Below are 23,734 nucleotides of genomic sequence, written 5' to 3'. Positions count from 1 at the left end.
CGACTGGCCCGGACCACCTGAGGGTGGTCCGGGCCAGTCCCGCGTGTGCCGCCGGCTCAGGAAGTGCTGCGGCGCGCGTAGTGGCGCTGCGCTTTCGCCCGGTTCCCGCATCCGGCCATCGAGCACCAGCGGCGGGTGCCGTTCTTGGACACGTCGTAGAAGTGCAGTACGCACGCCTCGTTCGCGCACGGGCGGATCCGGTCGGGCCGTTCGGCCACCAGGTGCAGCCAGTTCTCGGCCGCGTACCAGGCGGGGGCCCACTCCGGCCGGGTCAGCTCGACCACGGACCCCGGTGCTCCGTCGGCTTCCAGCCGTCGGCGTATGCGGCCGTTCGCCAGGATCTCGTTGAGCGCGGCCACGGCCCGCGCCGGGGACGGGTCCTCCCGCAGGACCAGGGCGTCGAGCGCCGCGCGGGTCTCCAGCAGCCGGTCGAGCGTGGCGCGGTCCGCCGTCGGTGTGAGGGGGCCGGTGCGGGACCGCACGGACGCGCCGGCCAGCCATACGGCGAGCCCGTCGACCGAGTCGAGCAGGTCGTGGGGACCCTCGGCGTCGATCCAGCGGGTGTTGAGCAGATCGAGCGCGAGCGGTTCGCCGGTGAGCGGCCGCGGGTCGGCGCCGAGGGGGTGCGGCATGGCTGGATCCTTCCGTCGCGGGGCAGTCGGAGCTGCCCTCCCGATACTAACCGGCCAAAGGAAGATCAGCGGTTGACCGCCTCCGTCTCTAACCGCTAAAGTCATTTTCAACGGTTGCGAGAGCGTCTCGCGGCCCCACGACACCTTGGGGAGACCATGAGCAAGGCGAAGAACCTGCAGACCGGCCACATCGGCCTCAACGTCACCGATCTGGACCGTTCGCTCGCCTTCTACCGCGAGGTCTTCGACTTCGAGGTGCTGGCCGAGGGCAAGGAGGACGGCCGGCGCTGGGCGTTCCTGGGCCGCGGTTCACGACTCCTCGTCACCCTCTGGCAGCAGAGCGAGGGCCGCTTCGCGACCGACAAGCCCGGCCTGCACCACCTGTCCTTCCAGGTCGACACGATCGAGGAGGTCAGGGCCACGGAGGAGGTCCTGCGCACGCTGGGCGCGGAGTTCACCTACCAGGGAGTCGTGCCGCACGGCGAGAGCGGAGCCTCCGGCGGGATCTTCTTCACCGACCCCGACGGCATCCGCCTGGAGATCTACGCGCCCACCGGCGCCGACCCGGCCGACGCCCCGACCGCCGGCGCCCCCACCTGCGGCTTCTTCTAAACACCGCACGGCGTCGAGCCACCACCCCGCCCCGTGCGTACGCCACGTCCCCCGGGCGTACGCACGGGCTCCGCAGCCGGAAGGACATGCCGTGATCGCTTATCACAGCGGCGAGATCGCCGTGCAGGGGCGAGCGGGCCTCGCCCAGCAGGCGGAGTTCTCACGCGGAGCCATCCAGAACGCCGTCCCCGACGTCGCGGCCGACTTCCTGGCCCAACAGCCGATGATCGTGATCGGCGGCACGGACCGCGACGGCCGTATCTGGGCCACCCAGCTCACCGGCCCTCCCGGCTTCCTCGAAGCGGCGGGCTCCACCCTGACCATCGGCGCGCTGCCGCCGCCCGAGGACCCGCTGGCCGGACTCCTCACCGAGGCCCGGACCGGCGCACCCGCCCGGATCGGCATGATCGCGATCGAACCGGCCACCCGCCGCAGGATGCGCGTCAACGGACGGGCCGTCCGAACCGGTGACCACCTGCGCGTCGCCCTCGACCTGGTGGTCGCCAACTGCCCCAAGTACATACAGAAACGAGACCACCGCGCGCTCGCACCGGACGACGGGGAAACCGTGCGCACCGTCGTCGACGGCACCGAACTCAGTGCCGACCAGCAGCGGACACTGCGCGAGGCGGACACCTTCTTCATCGCCACCGCCTCGGACCGGGGCGACGCGGACGCCTCCCACCGGGGCGGCAACCCCGGTTTCGTCCGCGTCCTCTCCCCGACCCTGCTGCGTTGGCCCGACTACGTCGGCAACGCCATGTTCATGACTCTGGGCAACCTGGAACGCAACGCGTCCGCGGGCATCCTCGTACCCGGCTGGACCACGGGGAGGGCCCTCCACCTCACCGGCAGCGCCCGCACGGTCTGGGACGCGGACGAGACCGCCGGCATCCCCGGCGCGCAGCGCATCGTCGAGTTCGCCGTCACGGGCGTACGGGAGGTCGGTGCGGCCTCCCCGCTGCGGTGGTCCGACCCCGCCTACTCCCGCTTCAACCCGCCGGCCGCCTGAGGGCCGCCCCGCACTTCCTGCCGGGTGCGCGAGGTCCGTGACGGCGCCTCGCCGCGTTGTCGTCCCACCGTCTTGCCGGAACGTCCCCGTACGTCCCGTGTGCGGACGCCCCTCCGCCCGGCGACGCACCGCCTCGACGCCGCGCGGGACGCACCGCGTGCGAGGCCGGGCACCGTCCCACCACGCAGCGCGGGCCGACCCGCGGGCGCGCGCCGCTCACCCACCCCTTCCGAACACCGCAGGAGCCCCCATGCAGATCTCCGTGGACATGAACCTGTGTGAGAGCCACGGGCAGTGCGTCTTCGCGGCGCCCGAGGTCTTCTCCTTCGACGACGAGGACTACCTCGTCCACGACGCCACCCCCGACGACGCGCTGCGCGAGAAGGTCGAGAAGGCCGCCGCCGCCTGCCCCGTCCGCGCCATCACCGTGTCCCCCCTCCCGGCGACCGCCTCATGACCGCCACCCCGCCCCGCCCCCGGGACATCGTGATCGTCGGCGCCTCCCTGGCCGGCGTCAGAGCAGCGGAGACACTGCGGGCCGAAGGCTTCACCGGGAGGCTGACCCTCGTGGGGAACGAACGCCTCACCCCCTACGACCGCCCCCCGCTGTCCAAGGGGTTCCTCACCGCCGAGCACGATCCGCCGGCCACGAGACTCCCGGTCTCCGACGAACTCCGCGCCCGCTGGCTGCTGGGGCGGACCGCGGTCGCACTGGACCTCCGGGACAGGGCCGTCACGTTCTCGGACGGGGCACGACTGCGGTACGACGGGTTGGTGATCGCCACCGGTGCCACGGCCCGCCCGAGCGCCGGGCCCCCGGCTCCGTCCAGCGGCGTGTTCACCCTGCGCGGCCACGACGACGCCACGCGGCTGCGGGGCGCACTCGCCCGGGGCCGCTCCCTGCTCGTCGTCGGCGCGGGCTTCCTCGGCGGCGAGATCGCCGCGGCCGGCCGGGCCCGCGGCCTCGACGTCACGCTCGTGGAGACGGGGGCCGCACCCCTGGAGCGCGTCGTCGGACCCGAGGTGGGGGCATTCGTCGGCATGCTGCACCGCGAGGCGGGCATCGACCTCCGTACCGACACGGCCGTGACGGAATTCCGGACCACCGCCGACGGCAGCCTCTCCGGCGCGCGACTGACCGACGGCACCGAGGTCACGGCCGATGCCGCGGTCCTGGCCCTCGGCGCTCTGCCCGCCACCGACTGGCTCAGCGACTCCGGCCTGCGCACCGAGGGCGGCGTGCACTGCGACACCCGCCTGCGAGCCCTGGCCCTGGACGGCACGCCCGTACCCGACGTCGTCGTCGCGGGAGACGTCGCCAGGGCTCCGCAACCCCTGGCGGACGGAACGCCCATGGCGCTCGGCCACTGGACCAACGCGGTGGATCAGGCGGTGACTGCGGCCCGCACCCTGCTGCGCGGTGCGGACAGCCCCGCCTTCGACGAGGTGCCGTCCTTCTGGTCCGACCTGCACGGCGTCCGGATTCGTTCCGTGGGTCTCCCCGCCGTCGCCGACACGGTGAAGGTCCACGAGATCGACACCTCCACCCGGCGGCTGGAAGCCAGTTACCACCGGGCGGGACGTCTGGTCGGTGCCCTGACGATCGGCCGGACGTCCCGTCTCGCGGCCTACCACCGGTCGTTGGCCGAGGCGTCCCGCGCACACCACCGGGCCGTGTGACGGTCGACTGTCGGAGGACGGCATGCCGCTGCGTCAATTCTGCGCGCACGGCCACGGACGGTCGCCCGACGGTGATGTTCCGGTGCGGGGTCACCGGGCCGGGATCGGCTGGGTGAGGTTCACCGGGTTGCCGTCGGGGTCCAGGATGTGGGCGACGCGCTGTCCCCACGGCATGTCGGTGGGGCCGCCGCGGACCGTGCCGCCCAGGGCCGTCACCCGGCCGAGCGTCGCCTCGACGTCGTCGACAGTGATGTCGAGCAGGATCCGCGGTGCCGCCCCGGTCCCGGTATCGGTCCTGGCGACCAGCCCGAGGACGGTGTCGCCGATGCGCAGGCCGAGGTAGAAGGCCGGGCCTTCCGCCGGTTCCCGGAAGACCTCCTCGGCGCCGAACACGTGCGTGTAGAAGCCGAGCAGGCCGTCCTGGTTCGCCGTGAGGATCACGGGCTGGATGGTGGACATGGCACTCCTTGTCGAGAACGGTCGTGTCACCCGGTAGACCCTTCGAGGACGGTGAACTCATCGGCCGCCCTGCCGGAGGATCCGCACCGTCGACGCTGCCGCGCACGACCCGTACGAGCACCGCGAACCGAAGGCCTGCCACCCCTGCTGACCAGCCGCTTCAGGAGGCCGCAGCCCCGAAGGTGACGCGCGCGGCTTCTGAGCCGGGTACCACGCCTGCCCGGCCTCGCGCAGGTCTCCGGCCACCCCGCGATCGCGTCCGGGGAGCAGGGGCACGCGGGTCGCCCCCCTGCCGATCCGTCAGCGCCCCGGCGCGTCGTCGAGGCGGTGTCACGTCCCGGCGTACGGGGCCGTGCTCGCGCGCACCACGAGTCGTGGTTCGACCGACTCCGGGACGATCGTGCCGGCCGGGTCGTTGATGTGCCGCAGCAGATGGGCCACGGCGAGTTCGCCGGTCCGGGCGAACGGCTGGGCGACCGTGGTCAGCGGCGGGGTGCAGTAGGCGGCCAGGTCGATGTCGTCCACGCTGACCAGGGAGACGTCCTCGGGCACGCGCCGTCCGAGTTCGGTCAGCGCCCTGATCACACCGAACGCCATCTCGTCGCTGGCCACGAAGACGGCGGTCGCCTCCGGGATCCGGCCCAGCAGGAGCCCGTTGCGGTAACCGGAAGCCGGTGACCAGTCCCCCTCCAGTTGCGGCGGCACGGGCCGGCCGGCCTCTTCGAGGGTGGCGCGCCATCCTTCGCGTCGGCGGGCGGCCTCCAGCCAGTGCTCGGGCCCGGCGATGTGCCAGACGGTCTCGTGCCCGAGGTCGAGCAGGTGCTGGGTGGCCTTGCGGGCCGCGAGCGCCTGGTCGACCGCGACGACGTCCGTGGTGTCGGTGCGGGATCCGTCGACCGCGATCGTCGGTGTGGTCCGGGTGAACTGTTCGATGCGCGCGCTGGTGTGGATCAACGGCACGGCGAGGATGACGCCCTCGACGTCCTGGTCGGCCAGCCGCGACAGCGCGGCCTCGATGCCGGAGGTGTCCAGGGAGGCGGCGGCCGCCGTGCTGACCTCGTACCCGGCGGCCCGCGCGGCGTTCTCGATACCCGCGGTGAGGGCCGCCCGCGAGTAGAACGTGGTCCGCAGGGTCACCACGCCCAGGGTGCGGCTGCGCCCGGAGGAGAGCACGCGGGCCGCGTTGTTGCGCCGGTAGCCGAGCTTCTCCACCGCGGCCAGCACCCGTTCCCGCGTCTGCGGCTGCACGTGGGGGCGTCCCGAGAGGACCCGCGAGACCGTCTGCGCGGACACCCCGGCGACCCGGGCCACGTCCAGCATGCCCGGCGGACGGTCGTCGCTCTTGCCGTGCGGCTTCACCATGGCTTCCCTTCCCCCGCTCTCCGACGACCTCATGATATCGCTGCCACGGTGGGCTGCTCGTTCCTGTTCTTCGCTGTTCTTCCTGGGCGTGCAGCCGGAGATTTCGCGAGGAAGACCCTGTTGGCATCGTTAACATTCTCTGTCATAGTTCCGGCCATCGACATCGCACCGGGTCCCTGTGACCGGCGGCATCCCTTCGTCGCGCGGCCTTCTCGGATCGGTCCTCCCCGCTCTGCCGCAGCACTTTGGAGGAGCCATGAACCGTTCGGCCGTACACGCTCGGGAAGCGGGAACCACCGTCGTCCCGGCGCTCACTGTCTCCCCGGCGCTCAGCCCCCTGTGCTCACCGCCGCCGGGCGCGGTGGACCGTACGCGAACAGCGCGGGTGCCTCGCGTGTCCTTCGCGGGCGCGGACCGGCGGCCGGTGCACGGCCTGAGTGCGTACCGCCCTCCGGACGAGTGGACGGAGCACCCGGGCACGCAGATCGCTCCACGCGACCGGCTGGAACCCGGTGGACCGCACGTGTCCGTCGAGACCTCCGGCTGACCCGCGGAGCCCGACAACCCCTGCATTCCCGCACGCCGGCACACCCCGACAGCAAGGAGAACGCCGTGTCAGCCTCTCGCAGAAGTACCGGCACCACCAAAAGCGCCGGAAGGACCGCACGGCGCACCAGAGTTGCCGGAGCACTCGCCGCGGCGGCCATCGCCGTGGCCGGCGCGGTGCTGGACGTCCCGGCCGTCGCGGCCGCCGACCCCGCCTACACGGTGACCGTCGGCGCGCAGGGCAGCTGGACCCACCCGGACGACACACCGGCCTACCCGTACGTCGACAAGGACGGGACGTTCTACTACCAGCAGGCCCACTCGCTGTACGGCGCGAGTGACAGCCGGGCGTGGACCTTCTACACGGGCTCCGATTTCGACACCGCCACCCGCTCGGCCCCGGTCAGCGACTCCGGAACCAACGCGGACACCACCACGCTGTGCAACAACAGTCCGACCGGCGCCGGAGCGACCTTCCCGCCCAGCGGCTCCGGCTACACGCAGCGCAACTTCTGCGATCTGGCCGGCGTGTGGGTCGATCCCGACACCGGGCACTGGTACGGCCTGGTGCACAACGAGTTCACCCCCCAACCCTTCGGTGACAGCAGCCACTTCGACGCCATCGACTACGCCGTCTCCACCGACCAGGGGCGGCACTGGACCATCAAGGGCCACGCCCTCACCTCCCCGTACAGCACCACGCGCGGCGACACCGCGGCCTTCCCGCAGCAGACCTACTCCTACGGTGACGGCGACCAGCGCCTCTACGTCGACGCCGCCTCGGGTTACTTCTACGTCTTCTACGGCTCCCGACTCATCGACAAGAACGGCGGCTGGAAGGCGTTCTACTCCCACGTGGCCCGCGCACCGCTGTCCGGCAAGATGGCGTCCGGCACCTGGCAGAAGTGGTACGGCGGCTCCTGGTCCCAGCCGGGAGTCGGCGGGAAGGAGAGCAACACGGTCCCGGTGACCGCCACCGACACCACCGGTCACACACCCACCGCCAAGGAGTACGACCCCGCCAACACCGGCAGCGTGGAGCAGCAGGTCGCCGCGGGGAAGACCCCGCCCACCTCGCCGCTGTTCGTCATGGACATCACCTACAACGCCTACCTGGGCCTCTACATCGGCGAACCCCAGGCGGTCGACCAGTCCGGCAACGCGCCACAGCAGCTGTACGCCACCGACAACCTGGCCACCCAGAAGTGGCGCTTGATCGGCGACACCGGCAGCTACCACACCGCCTCCTGGTACCGCTGGTTTCTCGACAGCACCAGCAAGACCAGCTCATCGATGGTCGGCAAGAACTTCCGGTCCTACTGCTCCTTCGGCTGCTCGGGCGGCGCCTCCGGCGCATACGTCAACCTGACGATCAACTCCACCGCCCCGGCCGCCGCACCCTTCGATCCGGCCAAGACCTATCGCATCGCCGGCGGCGGCGGCCGGGTGCTGGCACAGGTGTCGTCCACTTCCTCCGCCACCACCTCGACCGCCACCGCCACCGGCACGGGGCTGGACGCCTGGACCTTCACCGGCGTCGGCGACGGCTCCTACCGCATCGCCAACGCCGCCACCGGACAACTCCTCGGGGTGCCCGTCACCGCCGCGACGGGACGCGCCTGGGGCAGCGCGCCCACCGTCACCGCACCCGGCAGTGCCGGCCCCACCGTCGGCCAGCAGTGGTTCGTCGTACCCACCACCTCCTCGGCCGACGGCGCCGCCACGGGTTCGTACCGACTGGTGAACCGCTACAGCGGCCTGGTCATCGGCCTCTCCGGCGTCAACGGCAGGCTCGCCGAGACCACCCCCGTACGCGCCTGGACCGACACGGGCGGCAGTGCGGTCGGCGGCGGACGCGGCGCCGCCGAGCAGACGCTGACCGTCACGGCGGTCGGCACCTCCTCCGCCGGGCTGAACGGCAACCACACCCTCACCACCGGCGGGCTGGCGCTGGACAACCCCGGTCACAGCACCACACCCGGCACCCAGCTCATCACCTACACCGCCAACGGCGGCGCGAACCAGACCTGGACCCTCACCCGGCAGACCGACGGCTCCTACGAACTGCGCAACGCGGAGTCCGGACTCTGTGCCGACGTCTCCGACGGCTCCACCACCGCCGGCGCCAAGGTCGTCCAGTGGACCTGCACCGGCGGTACCAACCAGCGCTGGACCTTCACCCGCCAGTCCGACGGCAGCTACACCGTCGCCTCCGTCAGGAGCAACCTGAGGCTGACCTCGGCGTCCACGGCCCCGGGAGCCCTGCTCACCCAGCAGACCGACACCGGTTCGGCCCTCCAACGGTGGACGCTCGGCTGAGCCCAGCCCTCTGGAGGAGCGCCGCCGGCCGGGTCCGAAGACCGGCCGGCGGTGGCCCTCCGGCGGACGGCGTGATGCGAGGTCGACGACGGTCGCCGGTAGGCCTTCCCGCCCGCGGTGGGCAGGTAGGTGATGTCCCCGGCGTACTTCAGGTCCGTCAACATCAACAGGACGCGGCTCGGGTAGCCATCAGAGACGCTGGGTCACCGGCACACTGATCCGCCCGCACACCCTACGGAGATCCCATGACCGTGTCCGAGCGCTACCGCACCGCCTGGGAAGGCTTCTGGGAGCAGAGCTCCGGCGAGCAGGGCGAACCCTTCTGGGACGCGGATCCGGCGTTGACGGCGCGGCGCGACGTGGAGCACCTCACTCCGTACGCCGACCCCTCCCTGCCGGTCGCCGACCTCGGTTGCGGCAACGGCACCCAGACCAGGTTCCTCGCGACGCGCTTCACGCGAGCCGTCGGTGTCGATCTCTCCGCCGCCGCTGTCGCCCATGCCCGACGGATCGATCCGAGCGGAGTTGCGACGTACGAGCAGCTCAACCTCGCCGATCCGGTGCAGGCCGGCGCGCTGCACGAGCGCCTCGGCGACAGCAACGTCTACATGCGGGCAGTCCTGCACCAGAGCGACCGGGAGGACCGCCCCGCCGTGGCCGCCGCCGTCGCCCGGTTGGTCGGCGCGAGCGGCAGGGCCCTGCTCCTGGAGCCGACGGGTCAGGCCAAGGAGGTCATCGCCGCCGTCGCCGCTCAGCCCGGCGGCCCTTCCCTCAAACTGCGCCGGGTCAAGGAACACGACCTGCGCCCAGGCGAAGTCGCTGAGGGCGAAATCGCCGCCCTGCTGGGGGCAGCGGGGCTCACCGTTCTCGCCGAAGGTGACACTGCCCTCGCCATGAGCGAGACCCGCACCGATGGCTCGGCGGTGGAACTTCCCGCCCGCTGGTTCGTCGCCGGCCGCCCCTGATCCGGATCCTGTGCGGCAGGTCTCCGGACGTGATCTGCGGCGCGAGTCGCCGTGGGCGACGGCAGGGTCGTCAGCGGCTGGGGCTGGAGCCGGAGAGCAGGGACGCTGACGATCGCCCCTGCGGTCTTGTCGGACCCGGTGTTGCGGCCGGCCCCGCGCTCCCAGCCGTTGGATGTCGTCGGTCCCTGGTTCCCGGTTTCCTGACGCACGACGACCTGGAGATGGCCGTTGCCTCTCGGGCGTCCTTCGGCCCTGCGGACACACATGGGCGATGCCGCACGTCAGCCGTGCTCACCGTGCGGACCAGGGTGTGGGCTCACATGGCGGGGCGCACGTGCACGCTGACGGCGTAGCCGCAGCCCGGCTGGTACGGATCGCCGCTCCACGTCGCGTAGCGCTGGTCCAGGACCAGGCCGGCGCGGGTGCACCAGCCGTCGAAGTCCGGGAGGGTCAACGGCGGTTCCGGCAGCGGCAGGTGGGCCGCGTCCAGCCCCATGCCCGTGACCAGCAGGCCGCCGGGGCGCAGCGCGGCAGCCAGCTGCCGGACGACGCCCGGCTCGGTGCCGGGGGCCAGCAGGGGAATGACGTTTCCGGCGGCGAGTGCCAGGTCGTAGCCCGGCTTCAGGCCGAGGGTGTCCAGACGCGTCAGGTCGCCGAGAAGCCATTCATGCGTGGGGGCGTCGCGCCGGGCGACGGCGAGCATCGAGGCGTCGACGTCCACGCCGGTGCAGTGATGGCCCAGTTCGGCGAGGCGGATCGCGATCCGACCGGTGCCGCAGCCCGCGTCGAGTACGCGGGCGCCCGGGTTCAGCAGCGTGGTGCAGAAGGCGGCCTCGCCGTGGACGTCCTGGCCGGATGCGGCAAGCTTCGCGAAACGCCGGGCGTACTCCTCGCCGGCCTGTCCGCCGGTCAGATCCGCCCAGCGGTCGTGTTGCCCGGTCATGTTCGATGTGCCTTCCGATCGGCGTCGTCCCGCGGGAGTGAGGTCGAGGGCGGTTGTATCGATCTATTTTCGCAGGTGAGGAGAGTGAGGACCTCCGGTCACACCGGCCCACCGGCCCACCGGCCCACCGGCAGTGGTCGGCCGAGTGCCTGCCCGGTGTGGGCTCGGCGTAGATGGACGCGGTCAGGGTCGGTGTGAAGCGGTCAGTATCCACGTTTGTGCCGATCACCTAGGAGCGTCCGGGGGATGGGAGCCGAGACGGCTCTTCCCTCACGGGTGGCGTGCGGTGCCGTTAGCGTGTACTCGCATGAGTGTGCTGATCATCGGTGGAAGTGGATTCCTGGGGAACGAGTTGGTGCGCCAGGCGGCTGTCGCCGGTCGCGCCACGGCCGCGACGTACAACTCCCGCCCAGGCAGCGCGCCCGCCCTCTCGTGGCACCGCCTGGACTTCGGCGATCCCCGATCCCTTGACGAGGTCATCGACGCGGTGGGACCCAGCGTGGTGGTCAACGCGTCCAGCGGAGAAGCGAACTGGGCGGTGACCGCCGACGGCCCCGTCCGCCTTGCCCAAGCCACCGCACAGCGTGGCATCCGCCTTGTGCACGTATCCAGTGACGCCGTCTTCTCCGGGAGACACCGCGCCCGCTACGACGAGACGGCCCTTCCCGATCCGGTGACTCCCTACGGCGCCGCGAAGGCCGCCGCCGAGACCGCTGTGCGTCTCCTCCATCCCGCAGCGGCCGTCGCCCGGACCTCGTTGATCATCGGCGATGGCGGTTCCCCCCACGAGCGAATGGTGCACGAACTGGCTGCCGGCACGCGGCAGGGGTCCCTGTTCACGGACGACATCCGCTGTCCCGTGCACGTTGCCGATCTGGCGGCCGCCCTCTGGGAACTCGCGGTCTCCGACGCGGCCGGCGTCTTCCACCTCGGCGGAGCCGATGCCGTCAGCCGCCATGAACTCGGTCTGCTCATCGCTCGGCGCGACGGCATCGAGCCCTCCCTGCTGCCCACCGGGCGCCGGGCGGACACGAAGCTCCTGGGGGCCCTGGACGTGCGCCTGGACGGCGACGCCACACAGCGTCGGTTGAGTGTCCGACTGCGCGGCGCAAGGGAGTTCCTCAGCGAGGCTCGATGACATGCGCGGGCGGGCCCCGTGCTTGCCGCGGCTCACCTACGGGCGAGGGGACCGCTCTCAGCGTGGACGCGAATCACCCGCGGGCCGTCCTGGGCCATGGTTCGCCGCAGGGACTCCATGCTGACCCGTGTCGCGGACGACGGCAGTCGCGGCGGAGTGTGTGCGGGCGACTGTCCCGGGTACTCATGCGCCGATGTCAGCCATGGGACGAGGGAGAGGTGGGCCTGATCGATGTGGTCCGGGGATCTGGCGCGTGAGGTTGGATGGGCGGCCACGGGCTGTCCCCCTCAAGAAGTGCCACGCCGGCTGTGCCGGGTGCTGGCCCGGGAACTTCCGGCGGACGCGGTGACGATGTCGTTGCTTACCGACACCCCGTCGCGGCAGCTGCTGTGCGCGTCGAACGCGATGGCGGCGGCTTTGGAAGAAGTGCAGTTCACGGTGGTGCAGGGGCCGTGCATCACCTCGGCGGAATCCGGTGACGAAGTGCACCTGACCGATTGGGACGCCGGGGCGCGGGAGTGGCCGCTGTTCGTGTCCGCCTTCCGCGACCGGTACCCGGACGTCCAGGCGGTGCATGCCTTCCCTCTCTGGTTCGGCGACTACATCCTCGGATCCGTGGACGTGGCCACACGGACCCCTGGGGGACTGTCCGCCGAGGCGATCGATCGGATGGCCGCCGCTACCGACGCCGTCTCGACAGCTCTCCTGCCCGCACAGCGGATGCTCCTCGACCAGGACGGGCATCCGCCGTGGGAGCCGGCCGATGTGGTGCGCGCACACTGGTCCGACACGCATCGTGCCATCGGAGTCGTGGCCGTGAAAAAAGAGATGAACACGGACGACGCCCTGGCATTCATGCGCGCACGCGCGTTCGCGACCGGGCGCACCTTGGCGGAGATCACCGCCGACGTGCTGCGCTCCTGACCGTCCGGTCGGCACACCACGGTCATCCCTCATCCGCCGTCCGCGGAGGCTCGCCGCCGCTCACGGCGGCGGAACTCTTCTCAGCAGCAGCTCCCCCGGAAGCCGCGCGCACGCCAGCGGCTTGTGCCGGTGCAGCTCACCCGGGTCCCGCGCAGAGACCTCCCAGGCCGCTGGGAGCCTACGGTGACGTTCACACGGCGCGCAGAAGCTGTCGCTGCTCTTCGTCCCAGTCGACCTCTGCCATCTCCTGACCGACCGGAACGGCTGTGAGGGTGCGGGAGAGCCAGTGCTGGACGGGCGAACGGCGTACCGTCAGAAGGGCTTGGCGCTCTTCGAGCCCAAGACGCAAGAACAAGGCGCGGTCGGGTGCGTTCTTCGCAGAGGGCCAGATCATCACTTCGCCCTGTCCCACGATCCTGTCCATGCCTTCCAGCAGGAGGTCGCGCGAGAACCGCCACCTGGCCATGACCCCGGCCGGGCCGTGGAACACGAACTCGACGGCCAGAGGGTCGTCGCGTTCGTAGCGCAGTTTTATGAGGACTGGCGCCCAGCGTCCATCGGTGACATGCAGCAGCGCCGGGACCCAGAACGGAGGAGACCCGGGCGTGCCACAGCCGGCCACGGCCCGCGTTCTCGCCGATGTTCCCGGCTGATCCGCGTGAGAACGGTCGATGCGCGACCGCATGTCTCGGGGGCGAGGCGCCGGACGCCCGAGCAGCGCGACGAAGCCGGCCAGCCGGCGACGGAGAACGAGCAGGAAGAGCATGAGGCTCCCGGAGAAGAGATGGAGGAGAACAGCCGCTTCCTGACCGTTGGACCCTCCGGGGTACCCGTCTTCGGGCGTCCTACTCACTTCCACGCTCAAAGCCGTGGGTGAGGCCATCGGACCTTCGCTCTTCTCTCCAGCCTGGTCGCGGGACGCCGCGTGGGCGGGGCGAGGATCAGGGCGCGGCCGACCGAGAACCGCCGGGCGACGAGAACGCCACGGACGGAATCCGCCTCATGAACGAGCAGACCTGCCCGGCGGGGCCGTCCACGGCCAGGCAGCCGGGGCTCCGCCGCGTCCATCCTTTTTCCGGCGATTTCCCGGCGATATTTCCGCGGTCGACGGGGTACTCCGGGTTCGCTGGGACAAGCCCCTCGAAAAAGGAGGCCCGAATGACCACGCACACTCCTCCCACACGGAGGCGCACCCCGATCCAGGAGGCGACGGTCCGGATGAGCGCGATGATGGTGGGGACGGCGTTCCTCCTTCCGGGGGTCGTCGACCGGCCGCACTTCGTCCCGGGGCTGCTCGGCGTCCTGGGGCTCGCCGTGATCACGCGCGATATCGCGCTGCCCACCCGCTCCACGAGCACGCCGGGAGTGTGAGAGCCATGTCCACCGGGAAGAGGCTGCTCGCCACCGCCGCAGGACTCGCCGCCAGTGCCCTCGTACTGCGTCGGCTGACCGTGCGCGACGCCGAGCCCGCGAGCCAGGACCGCTGGCTGGTGGTCACCGTCCAGCGGAGTCCGGGCGAGATACGGTCCGACCCACTGCCGACACCGCTGCGGGACTTCGGCGACCGGATCGAGACGCGCATCACCCCCGCGCCCGGCGACCGCGGCACCGAGATCGCCGTCCGCTTCAGGCAGCCGCGGCTGCAAGGCCCCCACTCCGTCATCGCCCGGATCTCCGGCGACGATCCTCAGCAGGATCTGCGCCTGGCCCTGCGCGAAGCGAAGGCGCTGTGGGAGACCGGCGAGATCATGGTGGCCGACGCGCCACCCACCACCCACGACACCCCCGGCGGGAAACTGCTCGGCTTGCTGAGCCGCCGTTCGGGCGGGGAGGGAGTGCTGTGAAAGCCCTGTGCTGGGAAGGCGTCAACAAGCTGTCCGTCGAGCAGGTGCCCGACCCGGTCCTGCGCAACGACCAGGACGTGATCGTCCGGCTCGTCGCCGGCACGACCTGCGGATCGGACCTCCACCTCATCGGCGGCTACATCCCGTTCATGCGGGCCGGCGACGTGATCGGCCACGAGTTCGTCGGAGAGGTCGTCGAGGTCGGGTCTGCCGTGCGTCGGCACTCCGTGGGTGACCGGGTGGTCGTCTGCTCGTTCGTGGGCTGTGGGCGCTGCTGGTACTGCACCCATGATCTGTGGTCCCTGTGCGACAACACCAACACCAATCCCGGTATCGGCCAGGCGCTCTTCGGCGCCGACACCGGCGGCATCTTCGGTTACTCCCACGCCATGGGAGGACTGCGCGGCAGCCACGCCGAGTACGTGCGCGTCCCGTTCGCGGACTACGGCGCCTTCACCATTCCCGAAGGCGTCGACGACACGAGCGCACTCTTCGTCTCCGACTCGGTGCCGACCGGCTGGATGGGCGCGGACCTGGGCGGAGTGAAGCCCGGTGACGTGGTCGCCGTGTGGGGATGCGGCGCCGTGGGACAGATGGCCGCCCGCGCCGCGATCCTGCTCGGTGCGGAGCGGGTCATCTCCATCGACCGGATCCCCGAACGGCTGGAGATGACGAAACGGTTCGTCGGCAGCGAGGTCATCGACTACACGAACACGGACGTCGGGGCGGAACTGCGGGAACGCACCGGTGGTCGCGGCCCGGACGTGTGCATCGAGGCGGTCGGCATGGAAGCACACAGCGACGGTCCGATGTACCTCTACGACCAGGTCAAGCAGCAACTACGGCTCCAGACGGACCGCCCCACCGCCGTCCGGCAGGCCGTGCACGCCTGCCGCAAGGGCGGCACGGTCTTCGTGCTCGGCGTGTTCGCCGGCGCTGTCGACAAGTTCCCCCTCGGCCCGGTGATCAACAAGGGGTTGACCCTGCGCGGCGCACAGATGCACGGCCAGCGTTACATCCCCATGCTGCTGGACCGTGTCGCCGCCGGTGAGCTGAGCACGTCCCATCTGGCGACGCACAGCGTCACTCTGGACGAGGCGCCCACCGCGTACGACATGTTCAAGCACAAGACCGACGGCTGCGTCCGCGCGGTCATCCGCCCCGGACACTGAAGGGCCGGGCGGCGACAGGGGCAGTGCGGGGCGGGCGGGTGAGAACGACAACCCTTCCACCCCCGTCGCCGCCCCGGGGCCGTGGCGCACGGGGCCGACCCCTCGACCACGCACTCCGGGCGCCCGACCGGACCCGGCGGGCAAGGTGAATCGCGAGAAACCCGGAGAACCGGCGGAACCGTCGGAAGCGGCGGAACCCTGGGGACTCGGGACAACCGGGAAGGCAGGCGGATGGAGAACGACACGACCGGGGTGGCGACGGACCCTCCCGTGCGGCTCCTGCTCGTCGCGGACACCCATGTGCCCCGGCGCGCCAGGCAACTCCCCGACGAACTGCTGAGGGAGGCGGACCGGGCGGACGTCGTCGTCCACGCCGGGGACTGGGTGGACGTAGCCACTCTGGATCTGCTGGAAGGACGCGCGCGACGCCTGGTCGGCGTGTACGGGAACAACGACGGACCGGAATTGCGGGACCGGTTGCCGGAGGTGGCCCGCGCCCGGTTGGGGGGCCTGCGCTTCGGTGTCGTCCATGAGACGGGGTCAGCCCGCGGGCGGGAAGCGCGCTGCGCCGCTCTCTATCCCGACCTGGACGTCCTCGTCTTCGGCCACAGCCACATTCCCTGGGACACCGAGGCTCCGGGCGGTATGCGCCTGCTGAATCCGGGATCGCCGACGGACCGCAGACGGCAGCCGTACTGCACCTACATGACGTGCACGGTGGCGGACGGGGTGTTCGGCGAGGTCGTCCTGCACCGCCTGCCGAGGCGCTGACCGCAGCCGCCGCTCCCGTCGTGCCGGGCGGTCGGGCGGGTCGGGCCGCGTGGACGGCCGGGACGCCACGGCGCGAGCGTCGCGGTCCGGCAGCGCTCCTCCGTGCGGTATCCCCGCACGCGACGCCACCGCAGGCCGGCGCGGCCCGGGCGACGGGGAACCCTGACGAACGGTCGCGCACGGGAATCCGCTGCCATGGGCCCGGAAACGCCCGGACCGCTGCCGACGACACAAAACGACCGCCGACAACACCGACGGAGAGACGCATGAACCGTCTGGAGCGGCTCGCCTTCCGCACGGCTCGCGCCGCCGCCCGTCGGCGCGGCAGCCGGCCGGCCCTGCACCCCGACGGGGTGATCATGGTGGGCCGCCTTGACGTGCCCGCGCGAGCGACCCACTGGGACGTGCCATGGCTGGGCGCCCCCGGCTCGTACGCGGTCACGGCGCGCTGGTCGCGTGCCGCCGGGCTTCCCCGACTCCTGCCCGACGGCGCGGGACTGGCGCTCCGGGTGGCGGACGCGGGCGGACCGGGCCGCCCCCTCGACCTGCTGCTCACGACCAGCGGCCGCGGCCGCTGGTCCCGCCACGTGCCGCTTCCCCGCACATCCGCCACCGCCGGCCCGTACTCCACCCTCTTGCCGTACGTCGTCGGCGGACGGCGTGGGGTGCTGGCTCTCTTCCCGGAGCCCCGGACCGGGCGCGTCCCCGCCCGACCGGCGGCGGTGGGGGCCGCCACCGCCGTGCGGCCCCTCGCGTTCAGGCTCTGTATCGGCGAGAGGGCGGCCTGGCGGCCGCTGGCCCGGCTGATTCTGCTCGGAGCGGATGCCGCCGCGCGGTCCGAGGACGGCGAGGCGTTCGACCCCTACCGCAACCTGCTGCCGGACGTCCGTCCCGTGGACCGTCTGCGTTCCCTGCGTGTCGCCGCTTACGCGGGTTCCCGCGCCGGGCGGCACGCCGGGCCGCCCGGCTGAGACCGGCCTTCCCGACGCGGCACGCCCGCAGCCGGGCGAACTCCGCCGGTGGCCGGCGGAGCACCGGAGACACCGGCGGCTGCGGCGCCGGGCGCACCGTGCGAGCCGGAAGCGCTCCGAGCGCTCGACGACCGCCCCAGCGCGACCGGCGCCGTGGCGGTCGCCGTCGGCCGCGTCGGCGTCCGGGTGTCCCTCGCCCGGCATCCGCACGACGCCGTGCACCTCATCGACCGCGTCCCGGCCCGTGGCGCGATCGCCCCTCTGCGCGGACCGCGCCGTGTCCGGCGACTTGCCCCACAGGAAGCAGGCCCCCGGCACGCGACCGCCGGGGGACACCTGCGCGGGCAGTGAGACCCGCGAGCGAACACCCCCGTCTCCGGGCAGCCCCTGCGAGCGGTGCTCTCCTTCCTACGGGTGGTTTGGATGCGCACGGGTGAGGCCGGTGCTTTCGCGGCCGGATGATCCTCCGGAAACGGATGCCGACCGGAGGAAGAAGAACTCATGGCGAAGGGCACGATCCTGTTCGCGCTGCGCACGGATCCCCTCGGAGGTGGAGCGGACGACGAACAACTCCGGCGTATCGCGAAGGAGCTGGAGAACCGCGGGCTCGAAGTGCGCTGGGCCAGGACGGGTCGTGACGCTCTCGCCGCCCTGCGGACCGAGTCAGTGCTGACGGCGGCGCTCGTGGGCTGGGACCTGCCCGGCTCTCCCGCCGGCGGCAACGGCAGCGGCAGCGACACCGAAGACGGCGGTGGTGCCGAGGTGCTGCGCCGGATCAACCGGCGCTTCAAGGACCTGCCCGTGCTCCTGGCCATGACGGACGAGTCGGACCACGCCCTGGAGCGACTGCCCCTGTGGGTCTCCGAGACCGTCGTGGGCTACGTGTGGCCGCTGGAGGACACGGCCCCCTTCATCGCGGGACGAGTCGCCAGCGCTGCGGAGGCCTACCGGAACAATCTCCTTCCGCCGTTCTTCAAGGCGCTGCAGCGGTTCGACAACGCGCACGAGTACTCCTGGCACACCCCCGCGCACTCGGGCGGCGTCGCGTTCCTCAAGTCACCGGTCGGCCGTGCCTTCTTCGACTACTTCGGTGAGCGGCTCTTCCGCAGCGATCTCTCGATCTCGGTCGGGGAGCTCGGTTCCCTCTTTGAGCACACCGGCCCGATCGGTGAAGCGGAGCGCAACGCCGCCCGGGTCTTCGGCGCCGACCGCACGTACTTCGTGCTGCACGGCGACTCGACCGCGGACCGCATGGTGGGGCACTACAGCGTCACCGCGGACGAGATCGCCCTCGTGGACCGCAACTGCCACAAGTCCGTGCTGCACGGCCTGGTCATCTCCGGGGCCCGGCCCGTCTACCTGGTCCCGACCCGCAACGGCTACGGGCTGGCGGGTCCGCTGCCCCCGCGGGTCCTCGACCGGGACGCCGTCGCAGCGCGCGTCGCCGCCAACCCCCTCACCGCACAGGCGGTCACGGACGCGGCCCAGTACGCCGTCATCACCAACTCCACCTATGACGGCCTGTGTTACGACACCCTCCACGTCACCCGTGCCCTCGCGCCCAGTTCTCCCCGGCTCCACTTCGACGAAGCCTGGTTCGCCTACGCACGCTTCCACCCCCTGTACGCCGGCCGGTACGGCATGGCCGTCGGCCCGGACACCTTCACCGGTCCGGAACGGCCGACCGTCTTCGCCACCCAGTCCACCCACAAGCTCCTCGCCGCGCTTTCCCAGACCGCAATGGTCCACGTCAAGTCCGCCCCCCGGGCACCCGTCGAGCACGAGCGCTTCAACGAGGCGTTCATGATGCACGGCACCACCTCACCGCTCTATCCCGCCATCGCATCGCTGGACGTGGCCACCGCGATGATGGACGGCCCGCAGGGCCAGTGGCTGATCGACGAGGCGGTGACCGAGGCCATCCGCTTCCGCCAGGCCGTCGTCCGCACCGGACGCCGTATCGCAGAGGCAGGTGACCGGCCGACTTGGTTCTTCGGTGTCTGGCAACCCGATACGGTCACCGACCCGGCAGACGGCGAACGCATTCCCTTCGCCGATGCCCCGCTCGCCCTCCTCGGTCGCGAACCCACCTGCTGGCAACTCGAACCGGGCGCCGACTGGCACGGCTTTCCCGACCTGGACGACGGCTACTGCATGCTGGATCCCGTCAAGGTCACCGTCACCTGCCCCGGTGTGGACGCCACCGGTCAGGTCGCCGGCCGGGGCATCCCCGCCCGCATCCTGACCGCCTACCTCGCCGACCGCGGTGTCGTGGTGGAGAAGACGGACACCTACAGCACCCTCATCCTCTTCTCCATGGGCATCACCAAGGGCAAATGGGGCACCCTCCTCGATGCCCTGATCGACTTCAAGGCCCTGTACGACGTGGACACCCCCCTCGACCGCGTCCTGCCGACCCTTACCGCGCAACACCCCCGGCGCTACGCGGGCACAACGCTCAGCGGTCTCTGCCAGGACATGCACGAACACCTCACCCGGGCCGAACTCATCACCTCCCTCGACGATGCCTTCCAACAACTGCCACGCCCCGTCCTGCCCCCGCAGGCCTGCTACCGCCGCCTGATCCGCGGCGGAACGGAACGCGTACGCCTCAGCGAGGCCGCAGGCCGCGTCGCGGCCGCCATGGTCACCGTCACCCCACCCGGAATCCCCGTCCTCATGCCCGGCGAACACCTCGGCGAGCCAGACGGACCACTCCTGCGGTATCTCGGCGCGCTCGAGGCTTTCGACCGCCTCTTCCCCGGCTTCCACAGCGAAGCCCACGGAGTCACCGTCGACGAGAACGGCGACTACATGATCGAGTGCGTACGGCCGGAACCCGCCGTCCCGGAACGGTGATCCCGCTCCTGGCGCCACCGTGGAGGCCGCACTCGCCGGTGTCTCCCCAGCGGTCACCCGCCCAGGGGGCATGACGGTGAGGTCAATCGGGGCGAGGCCCGGGGACTCCGTTCCCGGGCAGCACGCCGTGAGCCCCGTTCGAGGTAGCGGGCCCCACCGTCATGGGGTGACGAGCGGGGAGTGGCGGGCGGCCGGGGGTCGTCCAGCGCAGTCGCCACAGCACGTCGTCGCCGAGGGTGAGCGGGGCGGGGATCATGGTGGCCGTGGGTGCCTCGACCGTGTGCACCACCGCCTCGTCCCTCTTGGCGAACAGGTGGTACGGACGCTGCCGCGCGCGGTCGCCGGCTGATCACCCCACGTCGACGGACCAGACATCCCCGGGCGCCGCAGTCGCCCGGCCCGGCGGCGGCACCTGCCCCGCTCGCGCGCCATGTTCCGGCGCTCATCGCCGGTCTCCGCAAGCTGGTGCGCAGACGTTGACCGGGCATCGGGCGGCGCTCAGCCGTTCGGCCCCATTCCCCGGTTCGCTCGCTTTCGCCCGGAATTCGGTTCGCGCAATCCTCACAGGCCTTCCGGGCGCCGCCGGTGGCACAAGCGATACGGTGACCGGGTCGGGGGCCGCGTGAATACGGTGGAGCGGCCCGCACGGTAGGACTTGGGGGAATTGGTGACGTTCGATCAAGAATGGGCCGAACTGCGCGCGGCGGCGGCCCAGCGGACTGCCATGCAGATCGACCACGTTCCGGCCGACGGCGGCGGAGGCGGTGGCAGCGGGGACCTGGTGGTCAATCGGGACGACCTCGGCGCCATCGGCAACGCCGCCTACGACCTGCGGGTTCGCCTGGCGAAGGAGGGCGACATCGCCCGCGCCTCCACGGCCGACGCGGCGACGGCGCTGACCAGCGCGAACTTCGTGAGCGGTGGGGCCGTGCGAAAGGTGCACGACTTCTGGCAGACCCACCTGCGGACACTGCTGGATTCCTGCGCGCAGATCTCGAATCACCTCGATTACAGCAAGGCGCAGAACGCCAAGGACGAGGCGAAGATCGAGGGCGATCTGGCGAAGATATCCGTGCTCACTGAATACATGAACTAGGGCTCGGGGGAGCACGCGCATGCTGAAGTACGAGGACATAGTCGACGCTCCGGTGGCGAAGCTGAAGGCCGCCGCCGACGACTGGTCGGAGATGGCGGGGAAGCTGGACAAGCTCGCCACCGACGCCGCCGACGGCATGAAGGCCAAGGCGGACGGGGCGACCTGGGAAGGCGTCAACGCGGGGGTCACCAAGTCGTTCATCGGCAAGACGGCCAAGGAGTTCTCGGACGCCGCGGCCGAGGCCAAGGGCGTGAAGTCGATCTTCGAGGACGGTTACACGGTCTTCAAGAAGGCCAAGGACGACCTGGTCAACATCCGGGACCACGAAGGTCCCGCAGCCGGCGTACGCGTGGACGGCAAGGGCCAGGTCACCGCACGGAGCCCGTTGTCCGAGAGCAACGCGGCGCGGCACGACCCCGACTACCCCGACCTCCTGCGGCAGGAGAAGGCGAACATCGCGTCGTGGCAGAAGAGGATCGACCTCATCGTCGACAACTGCAACGACGCCGACCTCTCCTTCAAGAACTCCCTCGAGGCCAACGTCACCGACCGCAAGGACTTCCAGGCCCCGACGTACACGAAGCTGGACCAGGAGGAGGCCGCCCGCGCCGCCGCCCTGGCATCCAAGGGCCGGGACCTCACGCACACCGAACTCCAGCAGCTCAACGAACTGCTGAAGGACAACAGTTCGTCGGTGGAGTTCTCCAAGGACTTCTACAACAAGCTCGGCCCGGAGAAGTCACTCGCTTTCTTCGGTCAGCTCTCCACGGACACGTACGAGTACGGCAAGGTCGACCCGGAGCGCCTCAAGGACGTCCAGGAGCTCCAGAAGAACCTCGGTCTCAACCTGGCCAGCGCCTCCCAGGACAAGGAGTTCACCGACAAGTGGGGCCCCGAGCTCCGCAAGTTGGGCACGGAGCGGGTTCCGCTGGGCAAGAACGACTACAACGGGCCGTACGGCTACCAGCTGCTCGGCGGGATCATGCGGTACGGGAACTACGACGCGAAGTTCCTCAACCCGATCGCCGAGCACGTGGCGCAGCTGCACCAGAAGGACCCGTACATGTTCGCCGACAACAAGGTGGTGAACAGCCCGTTCAAGAACCCGTTCAACCCCTCCGGTGTGAACGGGGCCGGCTACGACCCGGCCACCGCCATGCTGGAGGCACTGGGCAACAGTCCGGAGGCGGCCAAGAGGTTCTTCGCGGACCCGCCGACCGCCTACAACGAGGACGGCACGGTCAAGGCCGGCGCCAAGGCCGACCTCGGCAAGGGGATCGAGAACTACCTCGACTTCTTCGGCAACGAGAAGTGGGAGTCCTTCCCCGACGTCAACTCGCTGGACCAGAAGGAGCTCGAGGCCTCGCTCGACCAGATGCCCGACGCGCTGGGCCACGCCCTGGAGGCGGCGACCCTCGGCTACCCGGAGGGGGAGCCGGACGGCAGCGTGGTGCGGGACGCGGACAACGCCAAGGTCATGCAACAGGTCATGGAGAAGTACGGCGCGGACCCGAAGCTGCTCAAGGAGAACGCGGCGATGGCCGACAGCCTGGGCACCATGGGCGCCGGCTACATCGACGACATCAACTGGGCTCTGGACAAGAACACGTCGGACAGTGTGTTCGCGCCGGGCAAGAATCCGGACGGCCACATCAGCTTCTCCGGCGCCGGCGAGGACGGGCGGAGCGTAGCCCGGAGCTTCCTCAGCACCCTCGGCCAGCACCCGGACGCCTACGCGACGGTCTCGACCGCCGAGCAGGTCTACACCCGCAGTGCACTGGAAGAGACGGTCGGTCCGAACGGAAAGATCGACGAGGGCGCCGCCAGGGCGACCGTGCGCGTGGGCTCCGAGGTGCAGGGCATGCTCGACCAGTCCCGGGCCGACCAGGTCGAGGCGACGAACCTCAAGACCCACGAGGAGTACGAGAAGGCGGTCGCCAAGCGCTCGGGCTGGGTCGAGTTCGGTGCCGGGGTGGGCATCGCGGCGGGTGTCGCCTTCCTGCCCGCGACCGCGGCCGTGGGCGCGGCCGCGGTGCTCATCCCGCTGGCGACCGACACCGCCAGTGGTGCGGCGGAACAAGTCATCGGCCAGGTGGTCGGCAGCATCTCCGACAACTCGGTGGACGCGAACGCCGACAAGCTCGACGACCTCACCAGGGAGGAGAAGACCAAGATCTACTCGGCCGGTGAGAGCATGGCCGAATCTCCGATGGAGGAGTTCCTGAACCGGAACAGCTTGGCTGCCAGCCCCACCTTCCGGGAGGACCTGAAGGAATCGATGCTGATCGGCTACGGGGTGGGCAACGACCGCGAGAACCAGCAGGGCAACGACCCGGAGACCGACTGAGGCTGCTGGACGGCCGAGGAAACAGAAGGATGCGGATAGTGATCAGTCGTAGGTCAGTGCGCGGGGGGTGCCTCGCTGCGGC

The 23,734-nt window shown here is 70.9% G+C and carries 21 protein-coding genes; 16 read left to right on the top strand and 5 right to left on the bottom strand.

What is annotated here, in order from left to right; genetic code table 11:
- Positions 1–56 precede the first annotated feature (56 nt).
- Positions 57–632 (bottom strand): CGNR zinc finger domain-containing protein, encoded by a 576-nt coding sequence (locus PZB77_RS06640; protein WP_275491637.1) that lies wholly within the window; start codon positions 630–632, stop codon positions 57–59.
- Between the two features lie 156 nt (positions 633–788).
- Between PZB77_RS06640 and PZB77_RS06635 the strand changes: the two genes are divergently transcribed.
- From PZB77_RS06635 to PZB77_RS06620, 4 genes are all read left to right on the top strand, one after another.
- Entirely contained in the window at positions 789–1,244 is a 456-nt protein-coding gene (locus PZB77_RS06635) for a VOC family protein (protein ID WP_275491636.1), read from the top strand.
- A gap of 91 nt (positions 1,245–1,335) precedes the next feature.
- A complete protein-coding gene (locus tag PZB77_RS06630; protein ID WP_275491635.1) occupies positions 1,336–2,256 on the top strand; it encodes a pyridoxamine 5'-phosphate oxidase family protein in 921 nt (306 codons plus the stop codon).
- A 250-nt stretch (positions 2,257–2,506) separates the two neighbouring features.
- Positions 2,507–2,713, top strand: coding sequence for a ferredoxin (locus PZB77_RS06625; RefSeq protein ID WP_275491634.1), 207 nt, complete (start codon positions 2,507–2,509; stop codon positions 2,711–2,713).
- A complete protein-coding gene (locus PZB77_RS06620) occupies positions 2,710–3,936 on the top strand; it encodes an FAD-dependent oxidoreductase (RefSeq protein ID WP_275491633.1) in 1,227 nt (408 codons plus the stop codon). The genes PZB77_RS06625 and PZB77_RS06620 overlap by 4 nt, the downstream gene beginning before the upstream one ends.
- Before the next feature lie 90 nt (positions 3,937–4,026).
- Here the strand turns inward: PZB77_RS06620 and PZB77_RS06615 are convergent, their stop codons facing one another.
- Together PZB77_RS06615 and PZB77_RS06610 are read right to left on the bottom strand one after the other, a co-directional pair.
- Complete coding sequence (locus PZB77_RS06615) at positions 4,027–4,395, bottom strand: VOC family protein (protein ID WP_275491632.1); 369 nt, start codon at positions 4,393–4,395, stop codon at positions 4,027–4,029.
- Between the two features lie 330 nt (positions 4,396–4,725).
- Positions 4,726–5,757, bottom strand: a complete 1,032-nt coding sequence (locus PZB77_RS06610; protein ID WP_275491631.1) for a LacI family DNA-binding transcriptional regulator — start codon at positions 5,755–5,757, stop codon at positions 4,726–4,728.
- A gap of 711 nt (positions 5,758–6,468) precedes the next feature.
- Here PZB77_RS06610 and PZB77_RS06605 point away from each other — a divergent pair.
- A complete protein-coding gene (locus PZB77_RS06605; RefSeq protein WP_275495936.1) occupies positions 6,469–8,622 on the top strand; it encodes an RICIN domain-containing protein in 2,154 nt (717 codons plus the stop codon).
- 245 nt (positions 8,623–8,867) lie between these two features.
- A complete protein-coding gene (locus PZB77_RS06600) occupies positions 8,868–9,587 on the top strand; it encodes a class I SAM-dependent methyltransferase (RefSeq protein WP_275491630.1) in 720 nt (239 codons plus the stop codon).
- 316 nt (positions 9,588–9,903) lie between these two features.
- Here PZB77_RS06600 and PZB77_RS06595 read toward each other — a convergent pair whose 3' ends face one another.
- On the bottom strand, positions 9,904–10,530 hold the full coding sequence (locus PZB77_RS06595) for a class I SAM-dependent methyltransferase (protein ID WP_275491629.1): 627 nt from the start codon (positions 10,528–10,530) through the stop codon (positions 9,904–9,906).
- A 307-nt stretch (positions 10,531–10,837) separates the two neighbouring features.
- Here PZB77_RS06595 and PZB77_RS06590 point away from each other — a divergent pair, with 307 nt between their 5' ends.
- Positions 10,838–11,668 (top strand): sugar nucleotide-binding protein, encoded by an 831-nt coding sequence (locus tag PZB77_RS06590; protein ID WP_275491628.1) that lies wholly within the window; start codon positions 10,838–10,840, stop codon positions 11,666–11,668.
- A 315-nt stretch (positions 11,669–11,983) separates the two neighbouring features.
- The gene (locus tag PZB77_RS06585; RefSeq protein WP_275491627.1) at positions 11,984–12,592 is read left to right on the top strand and encodes a hypothetical protein; all 609 of its coding nucleotides are present in this window, start codon (positions 11,984–11,986) and stop codon (positions 12,590–12,592) included.
- Positions 12,593–12,782: 190 nt separating this feature from the next.
- Here the strand turns inward: PZB77_RS06585 and PZB77_RS06580 are convergent, their stop codons facing one another.
- Positions 12,783–13,358: an SsgA family sporulation/cell division regulator gene (locus tag PZB77_RS06580; RefSeq protein WP_275491626.1), complete on the bottom strand. Its 576-nt coding sequence runs from the start codon at positions 13,356–13,358 to the stop codon at positions 12,783–12,785.
- A gap of 392 nt (positions 13,359–13,750) precedes the next feature.
- Between PZB77_RS06580 and PZB77_RS06575 the strand changes: the two genes are divergently transcribed.
- From PZB77_RS06575 to PZB77_RS06540, 8 genes are all read left to right on the top strand, one after another.
- Positions 13,751–13,963: a hypothetical protein gene (locus PZB77_RS06575; RefSeq protein ID WP_275491625.1), complete on the top strand. Its 213-nt coding sequence runs from the start codon at positions 13,751–13,753 to the stop codon at positions 13,961–13,963.
- A gap of 5 nt (positions 13,964–13,968) precedes the next feature.
- A complete protein-coding gene (locus PZB77_RS06570) occupies positions 13,969–14,436 on the top strand; it encodes a hypothetical protein (protein WP_275491624.1) in 468 nt (155 codons plus the stop codon).
- On the top strand, positions 14,433–15,608 hold the full coding sequence (locus PZB77_RS06565) for a zinc-dependent alcohol dehydrogenase (RefSeq protein WP_275491623.1): 1,176 nt from the start codon (positions 14,433–14,435) through the stop codon (positions 15,606–15,608). Before PZB77_RS06570 ends, PZB77_RS06565 begins: the two co-directional genes overlap by 4 nt.
- A gap of 270 nt (positions 15,609–15,878) precedes the next feature.
- Positions 15,879–16,379 carry a metallophosphoesterase gene (locus PZB77_RS06560; protein WP_275495935.1) on the top strand — a complete coding sequence of 167 codons (501 nt, stop codon included), beginning with the start codon at positions 15,879–15,881 and terminating at the stop codon, positions 16,377–16,379.
- A 266-nt stretch (positions 16,380–16,645) separates the two neighbouring features.
- A complete protein-coding gene (locus tag PZB77_RS06555; RefSeq protein WP_275491622.1) occupies positions 16,646–17,350 on the top strand; it encodes a phosphodiesterase in 705 nt (234 codons plus the stop codon).
- 501 nt (positions 17,351–17,851) lie between these two features.
- Positions 17,852–20,209 (top strand): Orn/Lys/Arg decarboxylase N-terminal domain-containing protein, encoded by a 2,358-nt coding sequence (locus PZB77_RS06550; RefSeq protein WP_275491621.1) that lies wholly within the window; start codon positions 17,852–17,854, stop codon positions 20,207–20,209.
- A 667-nt stretch (positions 20,210–20,876) separates the two neighbouring features.
- Entirely contained in the window at positions 20,877–21,305 is a 429-nt protein-coding gene (locus PZB77_RS06545) for a hypothetical protein (RefSeq protein WP_275491620.1), read from the top strand.
- Between the two features lie 19 nt (positions 21,306–21,324).
- Positions 21,325–23,652: a hypothetical protein gene (locus PZB77_RS06540; protein WP_275491619.1), complete on the top strand. Its 2,328-nt coding sequence runs from the start codon at positions 21,325–21,327 to the stop codon at positions 23,650–23,652.
- Positions 23,653–23,734 lie beyond the last annotated feature (82 nt).

Source organism: Streptomyces sp. AM 2-1-1 (assembly GCF_029167645.1).
Classification (GTDB): domain Bacteria; phylum Actinomycetota; class Actinomycetes; order Streptomycetales; family Streptomycetaceae; genus Streptomyces.
The sequence above is the reverse complement of the archived record's forward strand: the minus strand, read 5'-3'. Positions and strand labels throughout refer to the sequence as shown.